The organism is Streptomyces sp. NPDC058221, from assembly GCF_042882365.1.
In the GTDB taxonomy this organism is placed as follows: domain Bacteria; phylum Actinomycetota; class Actinomycetes; order Streptomycetales; family Streptomycetaceae; genus Streptomyces.
Map to the genome: position 1 here is coordinate 61,301 of NZ_JBHVWF010000021.1, position 18,702 is coordinate 80,002.

The following is an 18,702-nucleotide window of genomic DNA, read 5'->3' on the forward strand; positions in this document are numbered from 1 at the left end:
TCCTGGGAATTCGGTACGCGGGTACCTGGTCCCGGACGGGCCACAGCTGTCCGGCGTTTTCTCTCATCCGTACGGATGGCGGCGCGGGGGCCGTGCCCTACACGGCCGGACCTCCCGCCGACGCCTTGCCGCTCAGCGCGTCCAGATCGCTCTTGCGCACACGGATCACCAGCGCAGCCGTCAGCAGCGCCAGGGCAGCCATGGCCACCGCGGCGATGAACGCGGTCGAGATGCCCTGGGCGAGTACCTGGTGGCCCCAGCTCCCCGGCAGCTCCCGGGTCCTGGCGAACTGCGCCTTCTGTTCGGGCGAGGCCTTCGCCAGGAACTGCGGAACCTGCTTCTCCGCCTCATTGCGGCTTGCCGTGCCGAAGACCGTGACCAGGATCGAGAGCCCCAGTGAACCGCCCACCTGCTGGCTCGCGTTGAGCAGGCTGGACGCCGCCCCCGCCTCGTGCTGAGCGACTCCGGATACCGCGGTGAGAGTGAGCGTCACGAAATTCAGCCCCATGCCGAAGCCGAACAGCAGCATCGGTCCCAGCACCCCTGCCAGGTAGGAGCTGTCGGAGGATATGAGCGTGAGCCAGCCGAGACCCACACCCGTGAGGGCCGAGCCGGTGACCATGAAGGGCTTCGGTCCGAGCACCGGAAGGAACCGCTGCGACAGTCCCGCCCCGATGGCGATGGCGACGGCTACTGGCAGGAAGGCCAGGCCCGATTCGATCGGGCTGTAGGCCAGTACGTTCTGCACGAACAGCACGATGAAGAAGAACATGCCGAGCATGGCGGCGGCCAGACTGAGCATGATCACGTACGTTCCGGAGCGGTTGCGGTCGGCGAACATCCGCAGCGGGGTGATCGGCTCCCTGGCGCGCATCTCGATGAGGACGAACGAGGCGAGCAGAACGACGGCCGCGCCGAACGAACTCAGCGTGAGAGAGTCGCTCCAGCCCTGCTCGGATGCCCGGATGAACCCGTACACGAGGGAGGCCATGCCGAGGGTCGAGGTCAGGGCTCCCGATATGTCGAAGCGGCCGGGATGCTTCTCCGACTCGTTGATGAACATCGGAGCAAGTACGGCGATCAGCACGCCGATCGGCACGTTGACGAAGAAGACCCACCGCCAGTCCAGCCACTCGGTGAGCATGCCGCCTGCCAGCAGCCCGATCGCACCGCCACCGGCCGACACCGCGGCGAAGACACCGAAGGCGCGGTTTCGCTCGGGCCCTTCCGGGAACGTGGTGGTGATCAGGGCGAGTGAGGTCGGTGAGGCAATCGCGCCCCCGACTCCCTGGAGCGCGCGGGCTGCGAGCAACTGCCAGGGCTCCTGGGCGAATCCGCCGAGCAGCGAGGCCAGCGTGAAGATCAGGATTCCGGCCATGAAGACCCTGCGGCGGCCGAGGATGTCACCGGCGCGGCCGCCCAGCAGCAGCAGCCCGCCGAAGGTGAGCGTGTAGGCGCTGAGGACCCAGGAGAGATCGGTCGTCGAGAAGCGCAGGGCATTCTGGATGTGCGGGAGCGCGATATTGACGATCGTGGCATCGAGCACAACCATCAACTGACAGGCGGCGATGACGGTCAGAGCGATACCCGAACGACCTTGCCGGCTCGCCTGGCCCGGTGCGCTCCGCGCTTCTAACTGAGAGGTTGTCACTATGGTTCCCCCACAAGTGAATTAGTGAACGGATCCGTTCACTGTCCCGTCAACGGTAGTGAGTCCCCTTCAGTGAACGCAAGCGTTCACTGGATCCACTGTTGACCGGTCGCGTCCGGAGCTGCCGTTCCGGCCGGGAACTGCTCGGTCCCGGCCGGTCCCCCCGTGCCCTGTTCCGCCGCGTCCGCCCGCGCCCGAGTGCCGGTCGGGCGCGGGCGGGCGCGCCGCAACTGATTCGATGGAGAGAAGCTCATGGTTACTTCGCGATCGGCAGCCGCCGCCCGGCCGCCGGTGGTGTCCCTTCGCCGCCGCGGTCCCGTGCTGGAGCGTGCGATTCTCGAAGCCGCTCTGGAAGGGCTGAGTACGGTCGGCTGGAACGGGCTCACGATGGAGGGGGTCGCGGCCGGTGCCCAGACCGGAAAGGCTGCGGTCTACCGGCGGTGGCCCTCCAAGGAGGATCTGGTCGCGGAGGCGCTGCGCAGTGCGCTGCCTCCCATCGGCGATGCGCCCGACTCCGGCAACATCCGTGACGATCTCTACCAGCTGTGCCGCACGTTGCGTGACGCCATGCTCTCCAAGTCCGGCTCCGCGCTGAGGTCGGTTCTTCACGAATGTGATGCGAGTACGGCCGAAAGGTTCCAGGCGGTGATCCTGAGCGGCGTGATCGGACCGTCCAGGGACCTCATCCGGGAGGTGGTGAGCCGTGGGGTCGACCGCGGTGAGGTCCGCTCCGATGCGCTGCGCGGGCTGGCCTTCGACGTGATCCCCGCGATGATGATGTATCGCAGCAAGGTGTGCGGCAGTGAATGGAGCGACGGCGACATCGCCGAGCTGATCGATCAGGTCGCGATGCCGTTCTACGGCTCCGGCGGCCGCTGACTGTTCGTGCCGGCCGACGCCGGGTCGCCGATCGGTGACGGCGACGTGATCCGTCCCCCGGTGCGCCGCCGGCCGGCGGCGGCCCGGATATGCCCCGGGGTGTTGTCGGCGGCCGCATCGGCGTACGCTTGCTGGCGCCATGCCGTATGAACCACCCACGCACACCGTCGAGCGCTCACTGCGCGCCACCACCGGTGCCAGAACCGTCGCCGGTGTCGACGAGGTCGGGCGCGGAGCGTGGGCGGGGCCGGTCACTGTATGCGCCGCCGTCACCGGTCTCCGCAAGCCGCCCCCCGGACTCACCGACTCGAAGCTGATCAGCCCCAAGCGCCGCGCGGAACTCGCGCCGCTGCTGGAGCGCTGGGTCACCGCGTACGGACTCGGCGACGCCTCGCCGCAGGAGATCGACGCGCTCGGGATGACCGCCGCTCTCCGCCTCGCCGCCGTCCGTGCCCTGGAGGCGCTGCCGGTGCGGCCCGACGTGGTGATCCTGGACGGCAAACACGACTACCTGGGCAGCCCCTGGCGGGTCCGTACCGTCATCAAGGGGGATCAGTCCTGCGTCGCGGTTGCCGCGGCGTCGGTGATCGCCAAGGTCCGCCGGGACACGGTGATGGCCGAACTCGGCGCGGAATCCGGTGAGTACGAGGACTTCGCGTTCGCCGCCAACGCCGGTTATCCGTCCCCCGTGCACAGGGCCGCACTCGAGGAGCGTGGGCCCACGGCCCACCACCGCCTCTCGTGGTCCTACCTCGACGCGCTGCCCAGGTGGCAGCACCTCAAGAAGGTCCGATTCTCCGCCGAGGCGGCCGCACTGGAAAGCGGGGGCCAGCTCGGCTTCGATTTCTGATCGCACACATGTGCCTACCCGCCGATGTCTTGTGCGTCGGCGTTTGATAGACAATCACCCATGCCTCTCATCCCCGAGGAGCCTCAGATTCACGAGAGCGCCCAGGGTCCCCGCGCCACATCCGCGTCGACCCCTCGTCCCGTACCCGGTCCGCGTTCAGCGGCCACGCCGCGCCCCGGTCACCCGGGTCCCGGCCCTGCGAGGCCAGCGCCCCCGGCGCAGCGCCCGCACCCCACGTCCGGCAGGCCCCAGGCCGCACCGCCGGAGAATCGTTCCGCGCCACAGCTCCAGCTGATCCCCGCCCCGGCCGACGGCGCGCTCGCCGCCGCCGACGAGGCGTTGGACCTGCTGCTCGACTCAGGTCGGGCACCCGGCGACATCCTGGTGCTCACCACGGGTGAGCACCACCCCTGGGCGACCCACGAGCTGTCCTTCGGCGAGGCCGCCTACTGGGCCCAACACGAGGCCGGTGACGACGTGTTCTTCTCCGGAGCCGCATCCGCGGACCGGGTGAAGGCCCGGCCGGTGGTGATCATCGCGGTCAACGGTGCCGTCGACGACGACGCCGCCCGCGCGCTGTCCACCGCCCAGCGGTGCGCCGGAGCCCTGCTGATCGTCTGCGGCGATCCGCAGCGGGTCAACGCGGTGCTCGGCGCGGGCGTCTGACTGCAGCGCGAACCGGTCCGCAGTGACCGGCTGCCCGGCAAAGCGGTGCCCGGCTGCCCTCGATGGCAGCCGGGCCCGTGCCCGTTTCAGCGGGCAGCGCTGCGGTGCAGAGCCTGTGCCGCCCCGCCGCCGGTACGCAGAGGGGCCGGATCATGGTCCAGTGCGGTGTCGGCGAGAGAGGCCGGCTGCGATGTGGAGTTCGGGCGCCGGCCGCCCCGTCCCTCGCCCAGCACCTGCCAGCCGCCGCGGGTCAGGGTGATGTACGCGCCGCACCGCAGGCCGTGCAGGGTGCAGGCATCCCGCAGCCCCCACATCCACGCACCGTCCTCCTCCGTCCAGCGCTCGTCGCCCTCGCGGCAGTAGAGAAGCACCGCGGTGCGGACGGGTGTGCGGCGTCGCAGATCATGCGGGATGACCCGGCGCAGATGCGCCAGCAGTGAGTTACGGAACTCCCAGCCGTCCGCCGTCACCGAGCGACGGGCGAACGAGGCGCTGGCCTTCAGGCGTTCCTCGTGATCGAGCACGGCGACGACGGCGGTTGCCGGAGTCGGCCGGTGCCTGGCGTGCAGGCCGCTGACGACCTCGCGCGGGTTACGCAGCAGCGGTATGCCCGCCGCGGCCCACTCGGCCGGTTCGAGCATCCGGGCAAGCCGGTTGGCGGAGTCGGCGGCTGCCGACATCGAAGTGGCTGCGGACGGAGCGAATCCGAAGGTCACGGTCCTCCCTTCGCATACGCGCCCACGATGCGGGCAGGGTCGGGTGAGGGGGCGCCGCGGCACAGCCCTTCCGGGCCGCGAAAGGACTGTGCGGGGAGCGAGTCCAATTCTTCCTGGCGTATCGGCAGGCGGCAACGAGCAATTGGCGCAGCTGACGGTAATCAGCCGGAATGACATGGATATCCATGCCCAGTCGACCACCGGATGACGCCACCCGTCACGCCTGAACAGCGAGGACCAGCGGAAACACTGCGTCTGCCCCGGCCCGTCGCAGCAGTCGGGCCGTCACGGCGAGCGTCCAGCCGGTGTCCGAGAGATCGTCCACGAGCAGCACGGGGCCGTGCGCCTGTGTCAGGGCATCGGCCAGCTCGGGTCCCACGACGAGCGTCTCGTGCAGCGCACGGACGCGATGCGCGCTGTTGGTCTGCGAGATCCGGATCCCGTCGGCCTCCGGGGCATGTCCGACGCTGCCGAGGAAGGGCATTCGCCCGACTTCCGCGATGCGGTTGCCGAGCGACTGGACGAGCTGCGGCCTGCTGTGCGAAGCCACGGTGACCACTCCGACCGGCCGGGGCACGGCGTCCGCCGTGCCGGAGGCCCAGCCCCCGGGCCCCTTGGCCCAGTCGGCCAGCACGGTGACCACGGCGTCGACCACATCGTCCGGTACCGGTCCGTCCGGGGCCTGCGGCGCCAGCATGGGGCGCAGCCTGTTGCCCCAGCCGATGTCGGACAGCCTGCCCAGCGCGCGTCCGGTGCCGGACAGCTCTCCTGCGGGGATACGGCCCTTGAGGTCGACGCCCACCGCGGCGAGCCCGGTCGGCCACATCTTGCGGGGCTCCACCTCTACACCCGGCCGCCCCAGCTCGCCCCGAGCGGTGTCCAGGGCTGCTGCGGAGACGGCCTGGTCGAAGCGTGCCCCGGCGCAGTTGTCGCAGCGGCCGCAGGCGGTCGCCTCCTCGTCGTCCAGCTGACGGCGCAGGAACTCCATCCGGCAGCCGTCCGTCGTGGCGTAGTCGCGCATCGCCTGCTGTTCTGCGGCCCGTTGGCGGGCGACCCAGGCGTAGCGCTCCGCGTCGTAGACCCAGGGCTCACCCGTGGCGACCCAGCCGCCTTTGACCCGGCGGACGGCCCCGTCGACGTCGAGCACCTTGAGCATCGTCTCCAGACGTGTGCGCCGCAGGTCGACCAGTGGCTCCAGGGCGGGCAGCGAGAGCGGCCGGCCGGCCTGGGCGAGCGCGTCGATGGTGCGCCGGACCTGCTCCTCCGGAGGGAAGGCGACCGAGGCGAAGTACTGCCAGATCGCCTCGTCCTCCTTGCCGGGGAGCAGCAGCACCTCCGCGTGCTCGACGCCTCGGCCCGCACGCCCCACCTGCTGGTAATAGGCGATGGGGGAGGAGGGCGAGCCCAGGTGCACGACGAAACCGAGGTCGGGTTTGTCGAATCCCATGCCCAGCGCGGAGGTTGCCACCAACGCCTTGACGCGGTTGGCCAGCAGATCGTCCTCGGCCTGCTGCCGGTCGGCGTTCTCCGTGCGGCCTGTGTAGGAGGCCACGGTGTGCCCGCACTGACGGAGATAGGCGGTGATCTCCTCGGCCGCGGCGACCGTCAGGGTGTAGATGATCCCCGAGCCGGGCAGCTCCTTGAGATGATCACCGAGCCAGGCCAGCCGGTGGGCGGCGTTGGGAAGCTGCAGCACGCTGAGGCTGAGGCTCTCCCGGTCCAGCGGACCGCGCAGCACAAGGGCGTCCGTACCCGCTCCGGTGCCCAGTTGCTCGGCGACGTCCGCGGTCACGCGTGCGTTGGCGGTGGCGGTGGTCGCGAGCACCGGTACGCCCGAGGGCAGATCGGCGAGCATGGTCCGAAGGCGCCGGTAGTCGGGGCGGAAGTCATGGCCCCAGTCGGAGATGCAGTGTGCCTCGTCGACCACGAGCAGCCCGGTCGCGGCGGCGAGCCTGGGCAGGACCTGGTCCCGGAAATCGGGATTGTTGAGCCGCTCGGGGCTGACCAACAGCACATCCACTTCCCCGGCGGCCACCTCGGCCTGGACGGTGTCCCACTCCTCGGTGTTGGACGAATTGATCGTGCGGGCGCTGATCCCGGCCCGGGCCGCGGCCGCGACCTGGTTGCGCATCAGCGCCAGCAGGGGCGAGACGATGACGGTCGGGCCGCTGCCCTGAGCGCGCAGGAGCGAGGTGGCGACGAAATACACGGCTGATTTGCCCCAGCCGGTCCGCTGGACGACCAGTGCCCTGCGCTTGTCGGCGACCAGTGCCTCGATGGCCCGCCACTGGTCCTCGCGCAGCCGGGCGGTGCCGGAGGCGTCCCCGACGAGTCGGGCCAGTACGGAGTCGGCCGAAGCCCTGAGCTCTGCGCGATCTGCGTTGGTCATGCCCCCATGCAACCCGATGGGTACGACAAACCGCGAACGACCGCGCGGCACCTGTGGATAACTTATCCACAGGGGGTCGCGGATTCTCGTCCGGCACGAGACGGTCATCCCATGAACAAGCGCCACGAATCCACCGGTCCGTCCGACGAGCAGCAGATCACCCTGCGAGGCCCAGCGGAGCTGGCCGACGCCCTCCCGTATCTCATGGGATTCCATCCGAACGACAGCGTGGTCATGGTTGCCCTGCACGGCGGCCGGGGCCGCTTCGGCGGGCGGCTCAGGCTGGGCATTCCGCGGTCCTCGCAGGAGTGGCCGTCGGTTGCCGGGCAGCTTGCCGAGTGCCTGATCAAGGGGAGTGAGCGGCGGGGCGACCGGCCCGACGCGATCGTCGTCTTCCTCTGCCAGGATCCCGCCGACGGCGAGACCGGCAACCAGACCATGGAGCGTCTGCGGCCGTTCGCCCAGCGGCTGCGCACCGCGTGCGGCGCACTGGACGTGCCCGTGCTCGAAGCGCTCTGCATCTCCGACAACCGCTACTGGTCCTACTGCTGCCCCGACGCCCGGTGCTGCCCGGCCGAGGGCAACCCGCTGGCCATGCCCGGCACCTCGGTCATGGCGGCGGCGGCGACTTACGCAGGCATTCAAGTGCGGGGATCGCTGCGTGAGATGGAGGCACGACTGGCGCCTCTGACGGCCACGGTGGGTACGGAGCAGCAGCAGGCGCTCGATTCGGCGGGGGCCACGCTGCTGCCGAAGCTGCTCGACGAGGAAGGCCGCAGGGAGGTCGGCGGCTCGACCCTGGAGCTCGCCCGACGGCTCATGACGCGCCTCGGGGAGGCGCCGGCGGCCATGCCCTCGCTGTCCGACCTCAACGACGACCGGCTGATCGGTCACGAGGAGGCCGCCGCGGTGATTCTGGGGCTCCAGGACCGGGAGACCCGCGACAGGGCCGCGGAATGGATGGAGGGGCCCGAGGCGGAGTCCGCGCTGAGGCTGTGGCGGGCGCTGGCCCGCCGCTGCGTCGCGCCGTACGAGGAACACGCGGCGGCGCCGCTCACCCTGGCGGGATGGGTCGCGTGGTCCACCGGCGACGAACCGGCCGCACGGGTCGCGCTGGGCCTCGCCCTGCGACTGGATCCCGGCTACACCTTCGCCCAGCTCCTGCACGAGGCCTGCAACCAGGGCCTCGATCCGGAGACGCTGCGCCGCTGCCTGCGCGGCGAGCGCACCACGAGGACGGCGCGGCGCGGCCACCGGACGGGACGGGTCGCGGGGGCCCGTTCCGTCCGGGCGCAGGGCGGCGGGCGCCGTGGGACGCAGACAGCATCGGTCACGCCCGGAACGGTGACGGGCCGGCGCCGGACCGGACGCCCGCGGGCTCAGGGCCGCCGGGGAAGCCGGGCCCGCCGATGACGGCGATTGCGGTGAGGCTCCGGGCCCCGCCGGAGCCCCTCTGCCGGAGCGGGGGCGCAGAGGTCCCGGAAGTGCCGGGCGCGGTCCAGAAGTGCGGCGATGAGCAAGGCGTAGCCGTGTCGCTGTGAGCGGTGCTGTGACGCTGCGGTGATTCCCGGGTGCGGGTGACCATGAGCCCGGGAACGCGGGGCGGGGTGTGGCTGGGGGCAGACCGTCGCGGGTGCAGGGGCGGATGAAGAGCGTGCTGAAGGGAGTGTTTATCGTCAGGCAGACGACTATGATCACGACATGCCGCCCTACGACCCGTCGACCTTTCCGCCCTTCGCTGTCACCGTCGACCTGGTCGTGCTCACGGTGCGCCGTCATGCGCTCTGTGCGCTGGTGGTCCGCCGAGGTGAGTCGCCTTTCCAGGGCAGGTGGGCGCTGCCCGGTGGCTTCGTCAAAGCTGATGAGGACCTCGGTGCCGCCGCGGCGCGTGAGCTCGTCGAGGAGACGGGGCTGGCCGCGCAGGATCCGGCTGCCCCGGCTGTCGGGAACGGCGCCCACCTCGAACAGCTCGCCACCTATGGCGACCCTGAGCGCGATCCGCGGATGAGGGTCGTCAGCGTCGCCCACCTCGCCCTGGCTCCTGATCTGCCCGCTCCCCGGGCGGGCGGGGATGCGAACAGTGCGCGCTGGGCACCCGTCGAGGATCTGCTCGGGCCGGAGGGCGGATACGGCCGGGACGGTGAGCACCGGACACCGTTGGCCTTCGACCACGCGCGGATCCTCGACGACGGCGTGGAGCGAGCCCGTTCCAAGATCGAGTACTCCTCGCTGGCCACTGCGTTCTGCCCGCCGGCGTTCACGGTGGGGGAGCTGCGAAGGGTGTACGAAGCGGTCTGGGGCGTGGTGCTCGACCCGAGGAATTTTCACCGCAAGGTGACGGGGACTCCCGGCTTTCTGGTCCCCGCCGGCGGGACGACCACCAGGCAGGGAGGCCGTCCCGCCCAGCTCTTCAGGTCCGGCTCGGCCACCGTGCTGAACCCGCCGATGCTCCGGCCCGAGGTCTGATCCCGCCTCAGCGGTAGTTCCTCCCGGGGTGCGGAGTCATGCGGCGGATGCTGCTCGCGCGCCGCTGGCGAGGGCCGTCAGGAGGCCGTGCGCGGAGGCGGCCGGAGCGCCCACAGATCCGGGCTGCGCAAAAAGTCGGATATGTCGGGTTATCTTTCTGCGGTACCCACTGCCGTTGAGCGGTCTCACCTCCTGCGAGAGAAGCGATGCTCCAGGCCATCGGACTCACCAGCGCCCGCCACCGCGGACTTCCGCCCGCCGTGGACGACCTCACGTTCGAAGCCGGCTCCGGCTGCGTCACCGCACTTCTGGGCCCGCCGGGATCCGGCAAGACCGCAGCGCTGCGGCTGATGCTCGAACTGGATCCGGGCCGGGGGATCACCTATTTCCGAGGCAGACCGCTGCACCGTGTCGCACACCCTGCCCGCGAGGTGGGGGTGCTGCTCGGGGATGTCCCGGGCCACCCGGTCCGTACGGCCCGAGGGCAGGTGCGCATGCTCTGCGCCGCGGCGGGGGTGCCGGCGTCCAGGGCCGACGAACTGCTCGACACCGTCGGGCTCGCCGGGCTGGGGGACCAGCGCATCGGCTCGCTCTCGCACGGCATGGACCGCAGGCTGGCCCTCGCCTGCGCGCTGCTCGGTGACCCGCACGCGCTCATCCTCGACGAACCCACGGAAGGCCTGGCTGCGCGGGAGGCCGACTGGATGCACGGGCTGCTGGGTTCCCATGCTGCCCGGGGCGGCGTCGTTCTGTACACCACGAGCGACCCCAAGGAGGCGGCGCGGTCGGCGGGCCGAGTGGTGTCCATCGACGGTGGACGGCTTGTCGCGGACCAGGACGGTGCCGATTTCGCCCGCACCCGTCTGCGCCCCCGCGTCGCCGTCCGCACTCCGCACGCCGCCCGCCTCGCCGCGCTGGTCAGCCGCGAGGCGCGGGCGGCCCGGCGCTCTGTCGAGGTCGTCACCGAGGCGAGCAGCAGCAGGCTCTCCGTGTACGGCAGCAGCTGCGCGGAGATCGGCGACACGGCATTCCGGCACGGGCTCCCCGTCCACCAGCTCGCCGACGAGGTCGGTGACACCGGCCGGGTCCGTGACACCGTCCCGGTCTGTGGCCCTGGGCCCGTCGGTGACCCCGGCCCCGTCGGCGGCAACGGCCGGACCGGCGACACCGTTCTCGTTACCGGCTCCGGCTCCGGCTCGGGCTGCGGCCACGCAGCTCCAGAAGCCGCCACTCCGGTGACCGGGTCCGACGGGCCCGCGTCCGGGTCCGACGGGCCCGCGTCCGGGTCCGACGAGCCCGCGGTCGGTACCGACGGGCCCGCGTCCGGGGCCACGGCGCGCGCAGTCGGGAGAACGGCCGGGAACACGGCTGGGAAAATGGCCGGGAACGCCGCCGGGCCGGTGCTTCCGCCGCCGATCAGGCGTCGTCCCGCCCGCGGTCCGCTGCGCCCGGTGCGTTATGAACTGCGCCGGCTCTTCGGGGTCAGGACCACGACCCTGATCATGGCCGTCGCGCTGGTCGCCTCGGCCGGTCTCTCCGTCCTGCTCGCCCGCAACGGCCGTACCCCCCTGCCGAACGTGCTCGCCGCCTGGCCCTCTCTGCTCCCGCTGCCGCCCGCCGCGCTCGGCGCCGGACTGCTCGGGGCTCTCTCCTTCGGCGACGAGTTCCGCTACCCCGCGCTCGCCGCCGGCCGAGGCGGTGTGCCCCGCCGTCTCGGGCTGCTCCTGGCCAAGCTGGCGGTGTCCGCGGGCGTCGCTCTGCTGCTCTCGCTGCTTGTCGTGCTGGCCTCGGCGGCGTCTCTTCGCCTCGTGTACGGCGCCGACTTGATCCGGATCCCGCCGAATGTGATGTCGCTGGCCGTGAGTTGGTCGGGCCTGACCGTCGGATGCGCCTGGGCGGGCCTGCTGGCCGCCGGAATCTTCCGGGTGACGGCGGCGGGGGTGGCCGCGGTGCTCGCCGTACCGGTGCTGATGGTTCCGCTAGTTGAGAGGGTGCCGAAGGCGCCGACCGCCCGTTCGATGACCGGACTTCCCGGCCGGTTGCGGGACCTGGCCTGGCTGCAGTGGCCGCATGAGACGGACCGCTGGGTGCTGGCGGTGCTGCGGGTGGTGGCTCATCCCGTGGGCACTGCGCTGACCCTGTCGTTGTCGGTCCTCATCTGCGCATATCTGTTCACCAGCCTTCGCGGGAGGGTTCGTTGGTGATCGCGCGAGGCCGCCGGGCCGCCGTAAGTCCCACAACTCCATTTGAAATGCCCCTTTTATACCAATAAGGCGTCAATTGGTAAGCGGGTGCCGATCACCCTTTCGTGTGCTTTTCACCAAAGACCTCAAGGGGTGGCTGAGCCGCGCCGACAAAGGATGCGTGAGTACCCTTGCGCACACCATGATGACCGCCGCCCGCACTGCCGACTCCGGCCTCGCCGGCCCGGGCGAACTAGACCGCTACCCCTATGCGGAGGCACCGGCCGGCGAGCGTGCCGCCACTCGTTCCTGGAACGGCCCCGATGGCGAGCTCGGCAGGGTCGGCCGCCGGGGATCGGCCAGCCGTGGCCGAGGCCTGCACGGCCAACTTGTTCAGCAGCTGGGACAGATGATCGTTTCCGGTGACCTGGGCGCGGACCGCCCCCTGGTGCCGGAGGAGATCGGGCAGCGATTCGAGGTCTCCCGCACCGTGGTGCGGGAGTCGCTGCGCGTGCTGGAGGCGAAGGGGCTGGTCAGCGCCCGGCCCAATGTGGGGACCCGGGTCAGGCCCGTCAGTGACTGGAATCTGCTCGACCCCGACATCATCGAATGGCGTGCCTTCGGACCGCAGCGCGATGATCAGCGTCGCGAGCTGAGCGAGCTCCGGTGGACGATCGAGCCTCTCGCCGCCAGTCTCGCCGCGGGTCATGGCCGTGAGGATCTTCAGCAGCGCCTTACCGACATGGTCGAGATCATGGGGCACGCGCTCGGACAGGGCGACGTGATCACCTGCGCCCGGGCCGACACGGAGTTCCACGCCCTGCTCATCCAGGCCGCGGGCAACCGCATGCTGGAGCACCTCTCCGGCATCGTTTCCGCCGCCCTGCACGTCTCCGGCGGCCCGGTCACCGGCTGTGACCGCCCCAATGAAGCATCGCTGGGCCACCACGCGCGGATCGTCGACGCCCTCGCGTCCGGCGATTCCGCGGGCGCCGAAGCGGCCATGCGTCAACTGCTCGTGGTCCACCTCGAAGTGGAGCGAGTGGTACCGGCGCCGCGCGAGCACTGAGCGCGGCCCGGTCGGGCGTACGAGCCATGTGTCGCCGGACCTCCATGGTCCGGCGGCACAATTGTGGGGGGATGTTGCCCCTGGTCGCGTTCGTCGGATATGAGGTGTGACTCGGGCCACGCGGATTGGGCGTAACACTCCTCGAAACAGCACGATGACTTAAGAGGTGACCGTCGCGGAAGGAATACAGCAGCCATTCAGTGCGCTGTGCAGTTCTGAGGCATAGCCCGCGCCGTCGGCACATTCCCAGCCGACGGTCGTCGGTTCAGCCCTCTCCGGGGCCGGGCCGGAAGCCGTTTCCATCGTTCCGAGAGGTTGTTCGTGTCGGCCAGCACATCCCGTACGCTCCCGCCGGAGATCGCCGAGTCCGAATCTGTGATGGCGCTCATTGAGCGGGGAAAGGCTGATGGGCAGATCGCCGGCGATGACGTGCGTCGGGCCTTCGAGGCTGACCAGATTCCGCCAACCCAGTGGAAGAACGTTCTGCGCAGCCTCAACCAGATCCTCGAGGAAGAGGGTGTGACGCTGATGGTCAGTGCCGCGGAGCCGTCCAAGCGCGCCCGCAAGAGCAGTGTCGCAGCGAAGAGCCCGGTCAAGCGCACCGCCACCAAGACCGTCGCGGCCAAGACAACCGTGACGCGTACCGTCGCGGCCACCGCCGCCCCGTCGGCCGAGACCGTGGACGTGGTGGCTGATGACGCCGCCGCGGCTGCCCCTGCGAAGAAGGCCGCAGCCAAGAAGACGGCTGCCAAGAAGCCCGCCGTGAAGAAGACGGCGGCCAAGAAGACCGCGTCGAAGAAGGCCGGCAAGCAGGACGACGAAGCCCTCGACGGCGACGACGCCGCTGAGGAAGTCAAGGCCGCCAAGGGTGAGGAAGAGGAGGGCGAGGGCGAGAACAAGGGCTTCGTCCTCTCCGATGACGACGAGGATGACGCACCTGCTCAGCAGGTCGCGGTCGCCGGCGCCACGGCCGACCCGGTCAAGGACTACCTGAAGCAGATCGGCAAGGTGCCGCTGCTCAACGCCGAGCAGGAGGTCGAGCTCGCCAAGCGCATCGAGGCGGGTCTGTTCGCCGAGGACAAGCTGGCGAACTCGGACAAGCTCGCTCCGAAGCTCAAGCGCGAGCTGGAGATCATCGCCGAGGACGGCCGTCGTGCCAAGAACCACCTGCTGGAGGCAAACCTCCGTCTCGTGGTCTCGCTCGCCAAGCGGTACACCGGCCGCGGCATGCTCTTCCTGGACCTGATCCAGGAGGGCAACCTCGGTCTGATCCGCGCGGTCGAGAAGTTCGACTACACCAAGGGCTACAAGTTCTCCACGTACGCCACCTGGTGGATTCGTCAGGCCATCACCCGCGCCATGGCCGACCAGGCCCGCACCATCCGTATTCCGGTGCACATGGTCGAGGTCATCAACAAGCTCGCGCGGGTGCAGCGCCAGATGCTCCAGGACCTGGGCCGCGAGCCCACCCCGGAGGAGCTGGCCAAGGAACTCGACATGACCCCCGAGAAGGTCATCGAGGTCCAGAAGTACGGCCGCGAGCCGATCTCCCTGCACACGCCGCTGGGTGAGGACGGGGACAGCGAGTTCGGTGACCTGATCGAGGACTCCGAGGCAGTCGTCCCGGCCGACGCGGTCAGCTTCACGCTTCTCCAGGAGCAGCTGCACTCGGTGCTCGATACGCTGTCCGAGCGTGAGGCGGGCGTGGTCTCCATGCGCTTCGGTCTCACCGACGGGCAGCCGAAGACGCTGGACGAGATCGGCAAGGTCTACGGAGTGACGCGTGAGCGCATCCGTCAGATCGAGTCCAAGACCATGTCGAAGCTGCGTCATCCGTCGCGTTCGCAGGTGCTGCGCGACTACCTCGACTAGGTCGCTGGAGTACACGGACCGAGGGCCCGGATCCCCTGAGGGATGCGGGCCCTCGATCTTTGTGCGGGTGCGGATCGGCGTGAGCACAATGACTCTGGGTAGGCACTACCCATCACAGAGTCAGGAGTACGCATGTCCCGCACCGTCGTCCGCGCCATGACCGGGGCCCTAGCCCTTACTGCCGCCGCGGCCGTGATACCGCTCGCAGCCCCCGCTCCGGCGGTCGCGGACAGCATTGTCATCGGGGGCCAGCCCGCTCACGTCAAGGACAGCCCGTGGGTCGTGGCGCTCTCCAGCCGTGACCGGTTCGGAGGTGACCGCGCCGGGCAGTTCTGCGGCGCCGTGGCGGTGGGGCCGAAGAAGGTGCTGACGGCCGCGCACTGCCTCAGCAGGGAGGCGCTCGGTGTCGATGTCGACCAGGTGAGAGATCTGCGGATCATCTCCGGCCGGGACGAGCTGAACGGCTCCGGAGGCAAGGAGATCGCGGTCAGCAGCACCTGGGTCAACCCCGGATTCGACTCCACCACGAACAGCGGGGACGTCGCGGTGCTGACGCTCGCCGAGGCGCTGCCCGAACGGAGTGTGATCCCGATGGCGCAAGCCGGTGACTCCGGGTACCAGGCCGGGACCGCCGCAGCCGTCTACGGGTGGGGTGACACCACGGGGAACGGCGACTACGCCTCGTCACTCCGGTCCGCGAAAGTGAGCATTCTGCCGGACAGCTCCTGCGAGGAGGCCTACCCGGGCGGCAAGAGCGGCACGTACAAGGCCTCTGCGATGCTCTGTGCGGGCGAACCGCAGGGCGGGTACGACGCGTGCCAGGGCGACAGTGGAGGGCCTCTGGTGGCCCATGGGCGGCTTGTGGGGCTGGTGTCCTGGGGGAGCGGGTGCGGCCGGGCGGGGAGCCCCGGGGTCTACACCCGGATCTCCGCCGCCATCGACTGGATGGCGGACGCCGGCTGACCGTTGCGGCTCCGGACACGAGAACGGGCGGCTCCCTCCTGTGGAGGGAGCCGCCCGTCGGTCGGTCCGGGACCGGCCCCTGGCTCGTCGTGGATGCGAGGTGTCAGTGTTGTTCCTCTTCGGCGGCTTGGGCCTGCACGGCCGTCAGTCGATCCGTCTCATCCTGTATTTCCGCGGCGATCTTCTTGAGTTCCGGCTCGAACTTGCGACCGTGGTGGGCGCAGAAGAGCAGTTCACCGCCACTGATCAGGACGACGCGCAGGTATGCCTGGGCGCCGCAACGGTCACAGCGGTCTGCTGCGGTCAGCGGGCTCGCGGGGGTCAGAACAGTAGTCACGTCGCCTCTTCTCTAGCTCGACGAGCTGTCGTACCAGGGTCAACATCCAACCAGGCCGAAAACGTTCCCGCTCGTGGCTTTTCTTCGAAACTTCTTCTCAGGATGGCTGTCTGTTGCCGGTTCGCGGCGAATGTGCCGTATTGCGTAGCGCTACGGTTTCGCGTTGCTTGTCTTGGTGGGTCTGCCCGACCGGCTGGCTTGCCGGCTTGTTCATGAGGACGTGCCCGGAGCCTAAATGGTTCATGCCTGGAAGGGAACGTGATGTGCACGTCACTCCGACAAGAGATCGAACGTGCATGCGAGGCTGGACTAGTGTGAGGGTTCTCCGAGGGTGGCGTTACATCCGCTCTACCAGGCCTCGGTACGCTCTCAGCGGCGACCGAAGCCGAGCCCGTTACCCACTGGGCCCCAAATGAAATTCAGCGAGGAGCGAACCGCGTGACCGCCGATACGTCCGTGCCGTCCACTGCGCTGCTGACCGGAGCAGACCGAGAGGGTTCCAACTACACCGCGCGGCATCTGCTCGTACTCGAGGGGCTCGAAGCGGTTCGCAAGCGCCCCGGGATGTACATCGGGTCCACCGACAGCCGCGGCCTCATGCACTGCCTCTGGGAGATCATCGACAATTCCGTCGACGAGGCTCTCGGTGGACACTGCGACCACATCGAGGTCATCCTCCACGACGACAACTCGGTCGAGGTCCGTGACAACGGCCGCGGCATCCCCGTCGACGCGGAGCCCAAGACCGGCCTGTCCGGTGTCGAGGTCGTGATGACCAAGCTGCACGCCGGAGGCAAGTTCGGCGGTGGCGCGTACGCCGCCTCCGGCGGTCTCCACGGCGTGGGCGCCTCTGTCGTGAACGCCCTCTCCGCCCGGCTCGACGTGGAGGTCGACCTCCACGGCGCGACCCACTCGATCAGCTTCCGCCGCGGGGTCCCCGGCATGTTCACCGAGCAGGGGCCGGACAGCCCCTTCGACCCGGCCAACGGGCTGCTCAAGGGCAAGCGGGTCCCGAAGGCACGCACCGGTACGAGGGTGCGGTACTGGGCCGACCGGCAGATCTTCCTCAAGGATGCCAAGCTCAATCTGGACACGCTCTACCAGCGGGCACGCCAGACGGCCTTCCTCGTCCCCGGCCTCACCATCGTCGTACGCGACGAGCGGGGGCTGAACGGCGAGGGCAAGACCGAGGAGACCTTCCGCTTCGACGGCGGGATCAGCGAATTCTGCGAGTACCTCGCGCAGGACAAGGCTGTCTGCGACGTCCTGCGTCTGACCGGCCAGGGCACCTTCAAGGAGACCGTGCCGGTACTCGACGAGCGCGGCCACATGACGGCGACCGAGACCACCCGTGAACTGAACGTCGACATCGCGATGCGATGGGGCACCGGGTACGACACCAACCTGAAGTCCTTCGTCAACATCATCGCCACCCCCAAGGGCGGCACCCATGTGTCCGGGTTCGAACGCTCCGTGACCAAGACGGTCAACGAGGTGCTCCGCTCTTCGAAGCTGTTGCGCGTCGCGGAGGACGACATCGTCAAGGACGACGCGCTGGAGGGCCTCACCGCGGTCGTCACCGTGCGGTTGGCGGAGCCGCAGTTCGAGGGGCAGACCAAGGAGGTGCTCGGCACCTCGGCGGCCAACCGGATCGTTGCCAACGTCGTCGCCAAGGAGCTCAAGGCGCACCTGACCTCGACCAAGCGGGATGCGAAGGCCCAAGCCAGAGCGGTTCTGGAGAAGGCGGTGGCAGCCGCCCGCACCAGGATCGCGGCCCGCCAGCACAAGGACGCGCAGCGCCGCAAGACGGCTCTGGAGTCGTCCTCGCTGCCCGCGAAGCTGGCCGACTGCCGCAGCGACGACGTGGAGCGCAGCGAGCTGTTCATCGTGGAGGGTGACTCCGCGCTCGGCACCGCCAAGCTGGCCCGGAACAGTGAGTTCCAGGCTCTGCTGCCGATCCGCGGCAAGATCCTCAACGTGCAGAAGGCATCCGTCTCCGACATGCTGAAGAACGCCGAGTGCGGCGCGATCATCCAGGTCATAGGAGCAGGTTCCGGACGGACCTTCGACATCGACGCAGCCCGCTACGGGAAGATCGTTCTGCTGGTGGACGCCGATGTCGACGGCGCCCACATCCGCATCCTCCTGCTGACGCTCTTCCAGCGGTACATGCGCCCCATGGTCGAGGCGGGGCGGGTCTTCGCCGCGGTGCCCCCGCTGCACCGGATCGAGCTCGTCCAGCCGAAGAAAGGCCAGGACAAGTACATCTACACGTACTCGGACAACGAGCTGCGCCAGCGGCTGCTGGAGCTCCAGCGCAAGAACGTCCGGTACAAGGACTCGATCCAGCGCTACAAGGGTCTGGGCGAGATGGACGCCGACCAGCTGGCGGAGACCACGATGGACCCCCGCTTCCGCACCCTGCGGCGGATCAACATCGGCGACCTGGAGTCGTCCGAGCAGATCTTCGATCTCCTGATGGGCAACGAGGTGGCGCCCCGAAAGGAATTCATCACCAGCTCGGCCGCGACCCTGGACCGCTCGCGCATCGACGTCTGAGTCCCGGGCCCGACCGGGCCGCACGACACCGGCTCCACCCACGATCAACCCCTGAGTCGATCCCCTGACCTGGCCGTTTCCGTAGCGTCGGAGTAGCAGAAC

14 protein-coding genes are annotated in these 18,702 nt (G+C 69.5%); 10 read left to right on the forward strand and 4 right to left on the reverse strand.

Annotation, left to right across the window (positions count from 1 at the left end; all coding sequences use genetic code 11):
• Nucleotides 1–97 precede the first annotated feature (97 nt).
• A complete protein-coding gene (locus ACFVW8_RS10020) occupies nt 98–1,651 on the reverse strand; it encodes an MFS transporter (RefSeq protein ID WP_389688010.1) in 1,554 nt (517 codons plus the stop codon).
• A 252-nt stretch (nt 1,652–1,903) separates the two neighbouring features.
• On the opposite strand from ACFVW8_RS10020, the gene ACFVW8_RS10025 reads away from it, so the two are divergent.
• The 3 genes from ACFVW8_RS10025 to ACFVW8_RS10035 all read left to right on the forward strand — a co-directional run bounded on the left by ACFVW8_RS10025 (nt 1,904) and on the right by ACFVW8_RS10035 (nt 4,046).
• A complete protein-coding gene (locus ACFVW8_RS10025) occupies nt 1,904–2,530 on the forward strand; it encodes a TetR/AcrR family transcriptional regulator (RefSeq protein WP_389688012.1) in 627 nt (208 codons plus the stop codon).
• A 139-nt stretch (nt 2,531–2,669) separates the two neighbouring features.
• Nucleotides 2,670–3,380, forward strand: coding sequence for a ribonuclease HII (locus tag ACFVW8_RS10030; RefSeq protein WP_389688014.1), 711 nt, complete (start codon nt 2,670–2,672; stop codon nt 3,378–3,380).
• Nucleotides 3,381–3,440: 60 nt separating this feature from the next.
• Entirely contained in the window at nt 3,441–4,046 is a 606-nt protein-coding gene (locus tag ACFVW8_RS10035; RefSeq protein WP_389688016.1) for a hypothetical protein, read from the forward strand.
• An 86-nt stretch (nt 4,047–4,132) separates the two neighbouring features.
• Here the strand turns inward: ACFVW8_RS10035 and ACFVW8_RS10040 are convergent, their stop codons facing one another.
• The gene (locus ACFVW8_RS10040; RefSeq protein WP_389688018.1) at nt 4,133–4,762 is read right to left on the reverse strand and encodes a hypothetical protein; all 630 of its coding nucleotides are present in this window, start codon (nt 4,760–4,762) and stop codon (nt 4,133–4,135) included.
• A gap of 217 nt (nt 4,763–4,979) precedes the next feature.
• On the reverse strand, nt 4,980–7,151 hold the full coding sequence (locus ACFVW8_RS10045) for a RecQ family ATP-dependent DNA helicase (RefSeq protein WP_389688020.1): 2,172 nt from the start codon (nt 7,149–7,151) through the stop codon (nt 4,980–4,982).
• 111 nt (nt 7,152–7,262) lie between these two features.
• On the opposite strand from ACFVW8_RS10045, the gene ACFVW8_RS10050 reads away from it, so the two are divergent.
• The 6 genes from ACFVW8_RS10050 to ACFVW8_RS10075 all read left to right on the forward strand — a co-directional run bounded on the left by ACFVW8_RS10050 (nt 7,263) and on the right by ACFVW8_RS10075 (nt 15,704).
• Nucleotides 7,263–8,564: a DUF4192 domain-containing protein gene (locus ACFVW8_RS10050; protein WP_389688022.1), complete on the forward strand. Its 1,302-nt coding sequence runs from the start codon at nt 7,263–7,265 to the stop codon at nt 8,562–8,564.
• A gap of 288 nt (nt 8,565–8,852) precedes the next feature.
• Nucleotides 8,853–9,617: an NUDIX domain-containing protein gene (locus ACFVW8_RS10055; RefSeq protein ID WP_389688024.1), complete on the forward strand. Its 765-nt coding sequence runs from the start codon at nt 8,853–8,855 to the stop codon at nt 9,615–9,617.
• Between the two features lie 206 nt (nt 9,618–9,823).
• On the forward strand, nt 9,824–11,821 hold the full coding sequence (locus ACFVW8_RS10060) for an ATP-binding cassette domain-containing protein (protein ID WP_389688026.1): 1,998 nt from the start codon (nt 9,824–9,826) through the stop codon (nt 11,819–11,821).
• A 160-nt stretch (nt 11,822–11,981) separates the two neighbouring features.
• On the forward strand, nt 11,982–12,869 hold the full coding sequence (locus tag ACFVW8_RS10065) for a FadR/GntR family transcriptional regulator (protein ID WP_389688028.1): 888 nt from the start codon (nt 11,982–11,984) through the stop codon (nt 12,867–12,869).
• Between the two features lie 321 nt (nt 12,870–13,190).
• Nucleotides 13,191–14,741, forward strand: coding sequence for an RNA polymerase sigma factor (locus ACFVW8_RS10070; protein ID WP_389688030.1), 1,551 nt, complete (start codon nt 13,191–13,193; stop codon nt 14,739–14,741).
• Nucleotides 14,742–14,873: 132 nt separating this feature from the next.
• Nucleotides 14,874–15,704 (forward strand): S1 family peptidase, encoded by an 831-nt coding sequence (locus tag ACFVW8_RS10075; protein ID WP_389688032.1) that lies wholly within the window; start codon nt 14,874–14,876, stop codon nt 15,702–15,704.
• 103 nt (nt 15,705–15,807) lie between these two features.
• On the opposite strand, the gene ACFVW8_RS10080 is transcribed toward ACFVW8_RS10075, so the two are convergent.
• The gene (locus tag ACFVW8_RS10080) at nt 15,808–16,041 is read right to left on the reverse strand and encodes a hypothetical protein (protein WP_024489001.1); all 234 of its coding nucleotides are present in this window, start codon (nt 16,039–16,041) and stop codon (nt 15,808–15,810) included.
• Between the two features lie 438 nt (nt 16,042–16,479).
• Here ACFVW8_RS10080 and ACFVW8_RS10085 point away from each other — a divergent pair, with 438 nt between their 5' ends.
• On the forward strand, nt 16,480–18,600 hold the full coding sequence (locus tag ACFVW8_RS10085; protein ID WP_389688034.1) for a type IIA DNA topoisomerase subunit B: 2,121 nt from the start codon (nt 16,480–16,482) through the stop codon (nt 18,598–18,600).
• Nucleotides 18,601–18,702: the final 102 nt, after the last annotated feature.

Excerpts from the sequence above, each read along its gene's own strand:
- ACFVW8_RS10025 (WP_389688012.1), top strand. The coding sequence starts at position 1,904 with ATGGTTACTTCGCGATCGGCAGCCGCCGCCCGGCCGCCGGTGGTGTCC.
- ACFVW8_RS10030 (WP_389688014.1), top strand. The coding sequence starts at position 2,670 with ATGCCGTATGAACCACCCACGCACACCGTCGAGCGCTCACTGCGCGCC.
- ACFVW8_RS10035 (WP_389688016.1), top strand. The coding sequence starts at position 3,441 with ATGCCTCTCATCCCCGAGGAGCCTCAGATTCACGAGAGCGCCCAGGGT.
- ACFVW8_RS10045 (WP_389688020.1), bottom strand. The coding sequence starts at position 7,151 with ATGACCAACGCAGATCGCGCAGAGCTCAGGGCTTCGGCCGACTCCGTA.
- ACFVW8_RS10050 (WP_389688022.1), top strand. The coding sequence starts at position 7,263 with ATGAACAAGCGCCACGAATCCACCGGTCCGTCCGACGAGCAGCAGATC.
- ACFVW8_RS10055 (WP_389688024.1), top strand. The coding sequence starts at position 8,853 with ATGCCGCCCTACGACCCGTCGACCTTTCCGCCCTTCGCTGTCACCGTC.
- ACFVW8_RS10060 (WP_389688026.1), top strand. The coding sequence starts at position 9,824 with ATGCTCCAGGCCATCGGACTCACCAGCGCCCGCCACCGCGGACTTCCG.
- ACFVW8_RS10075 (WP_389688032.1), top strand. The coding sequence starts at position 14,874 with ATGTCCCGCACCGTCGTCCGCGCCATGACCGGGGCCCTAGCCCTTACT.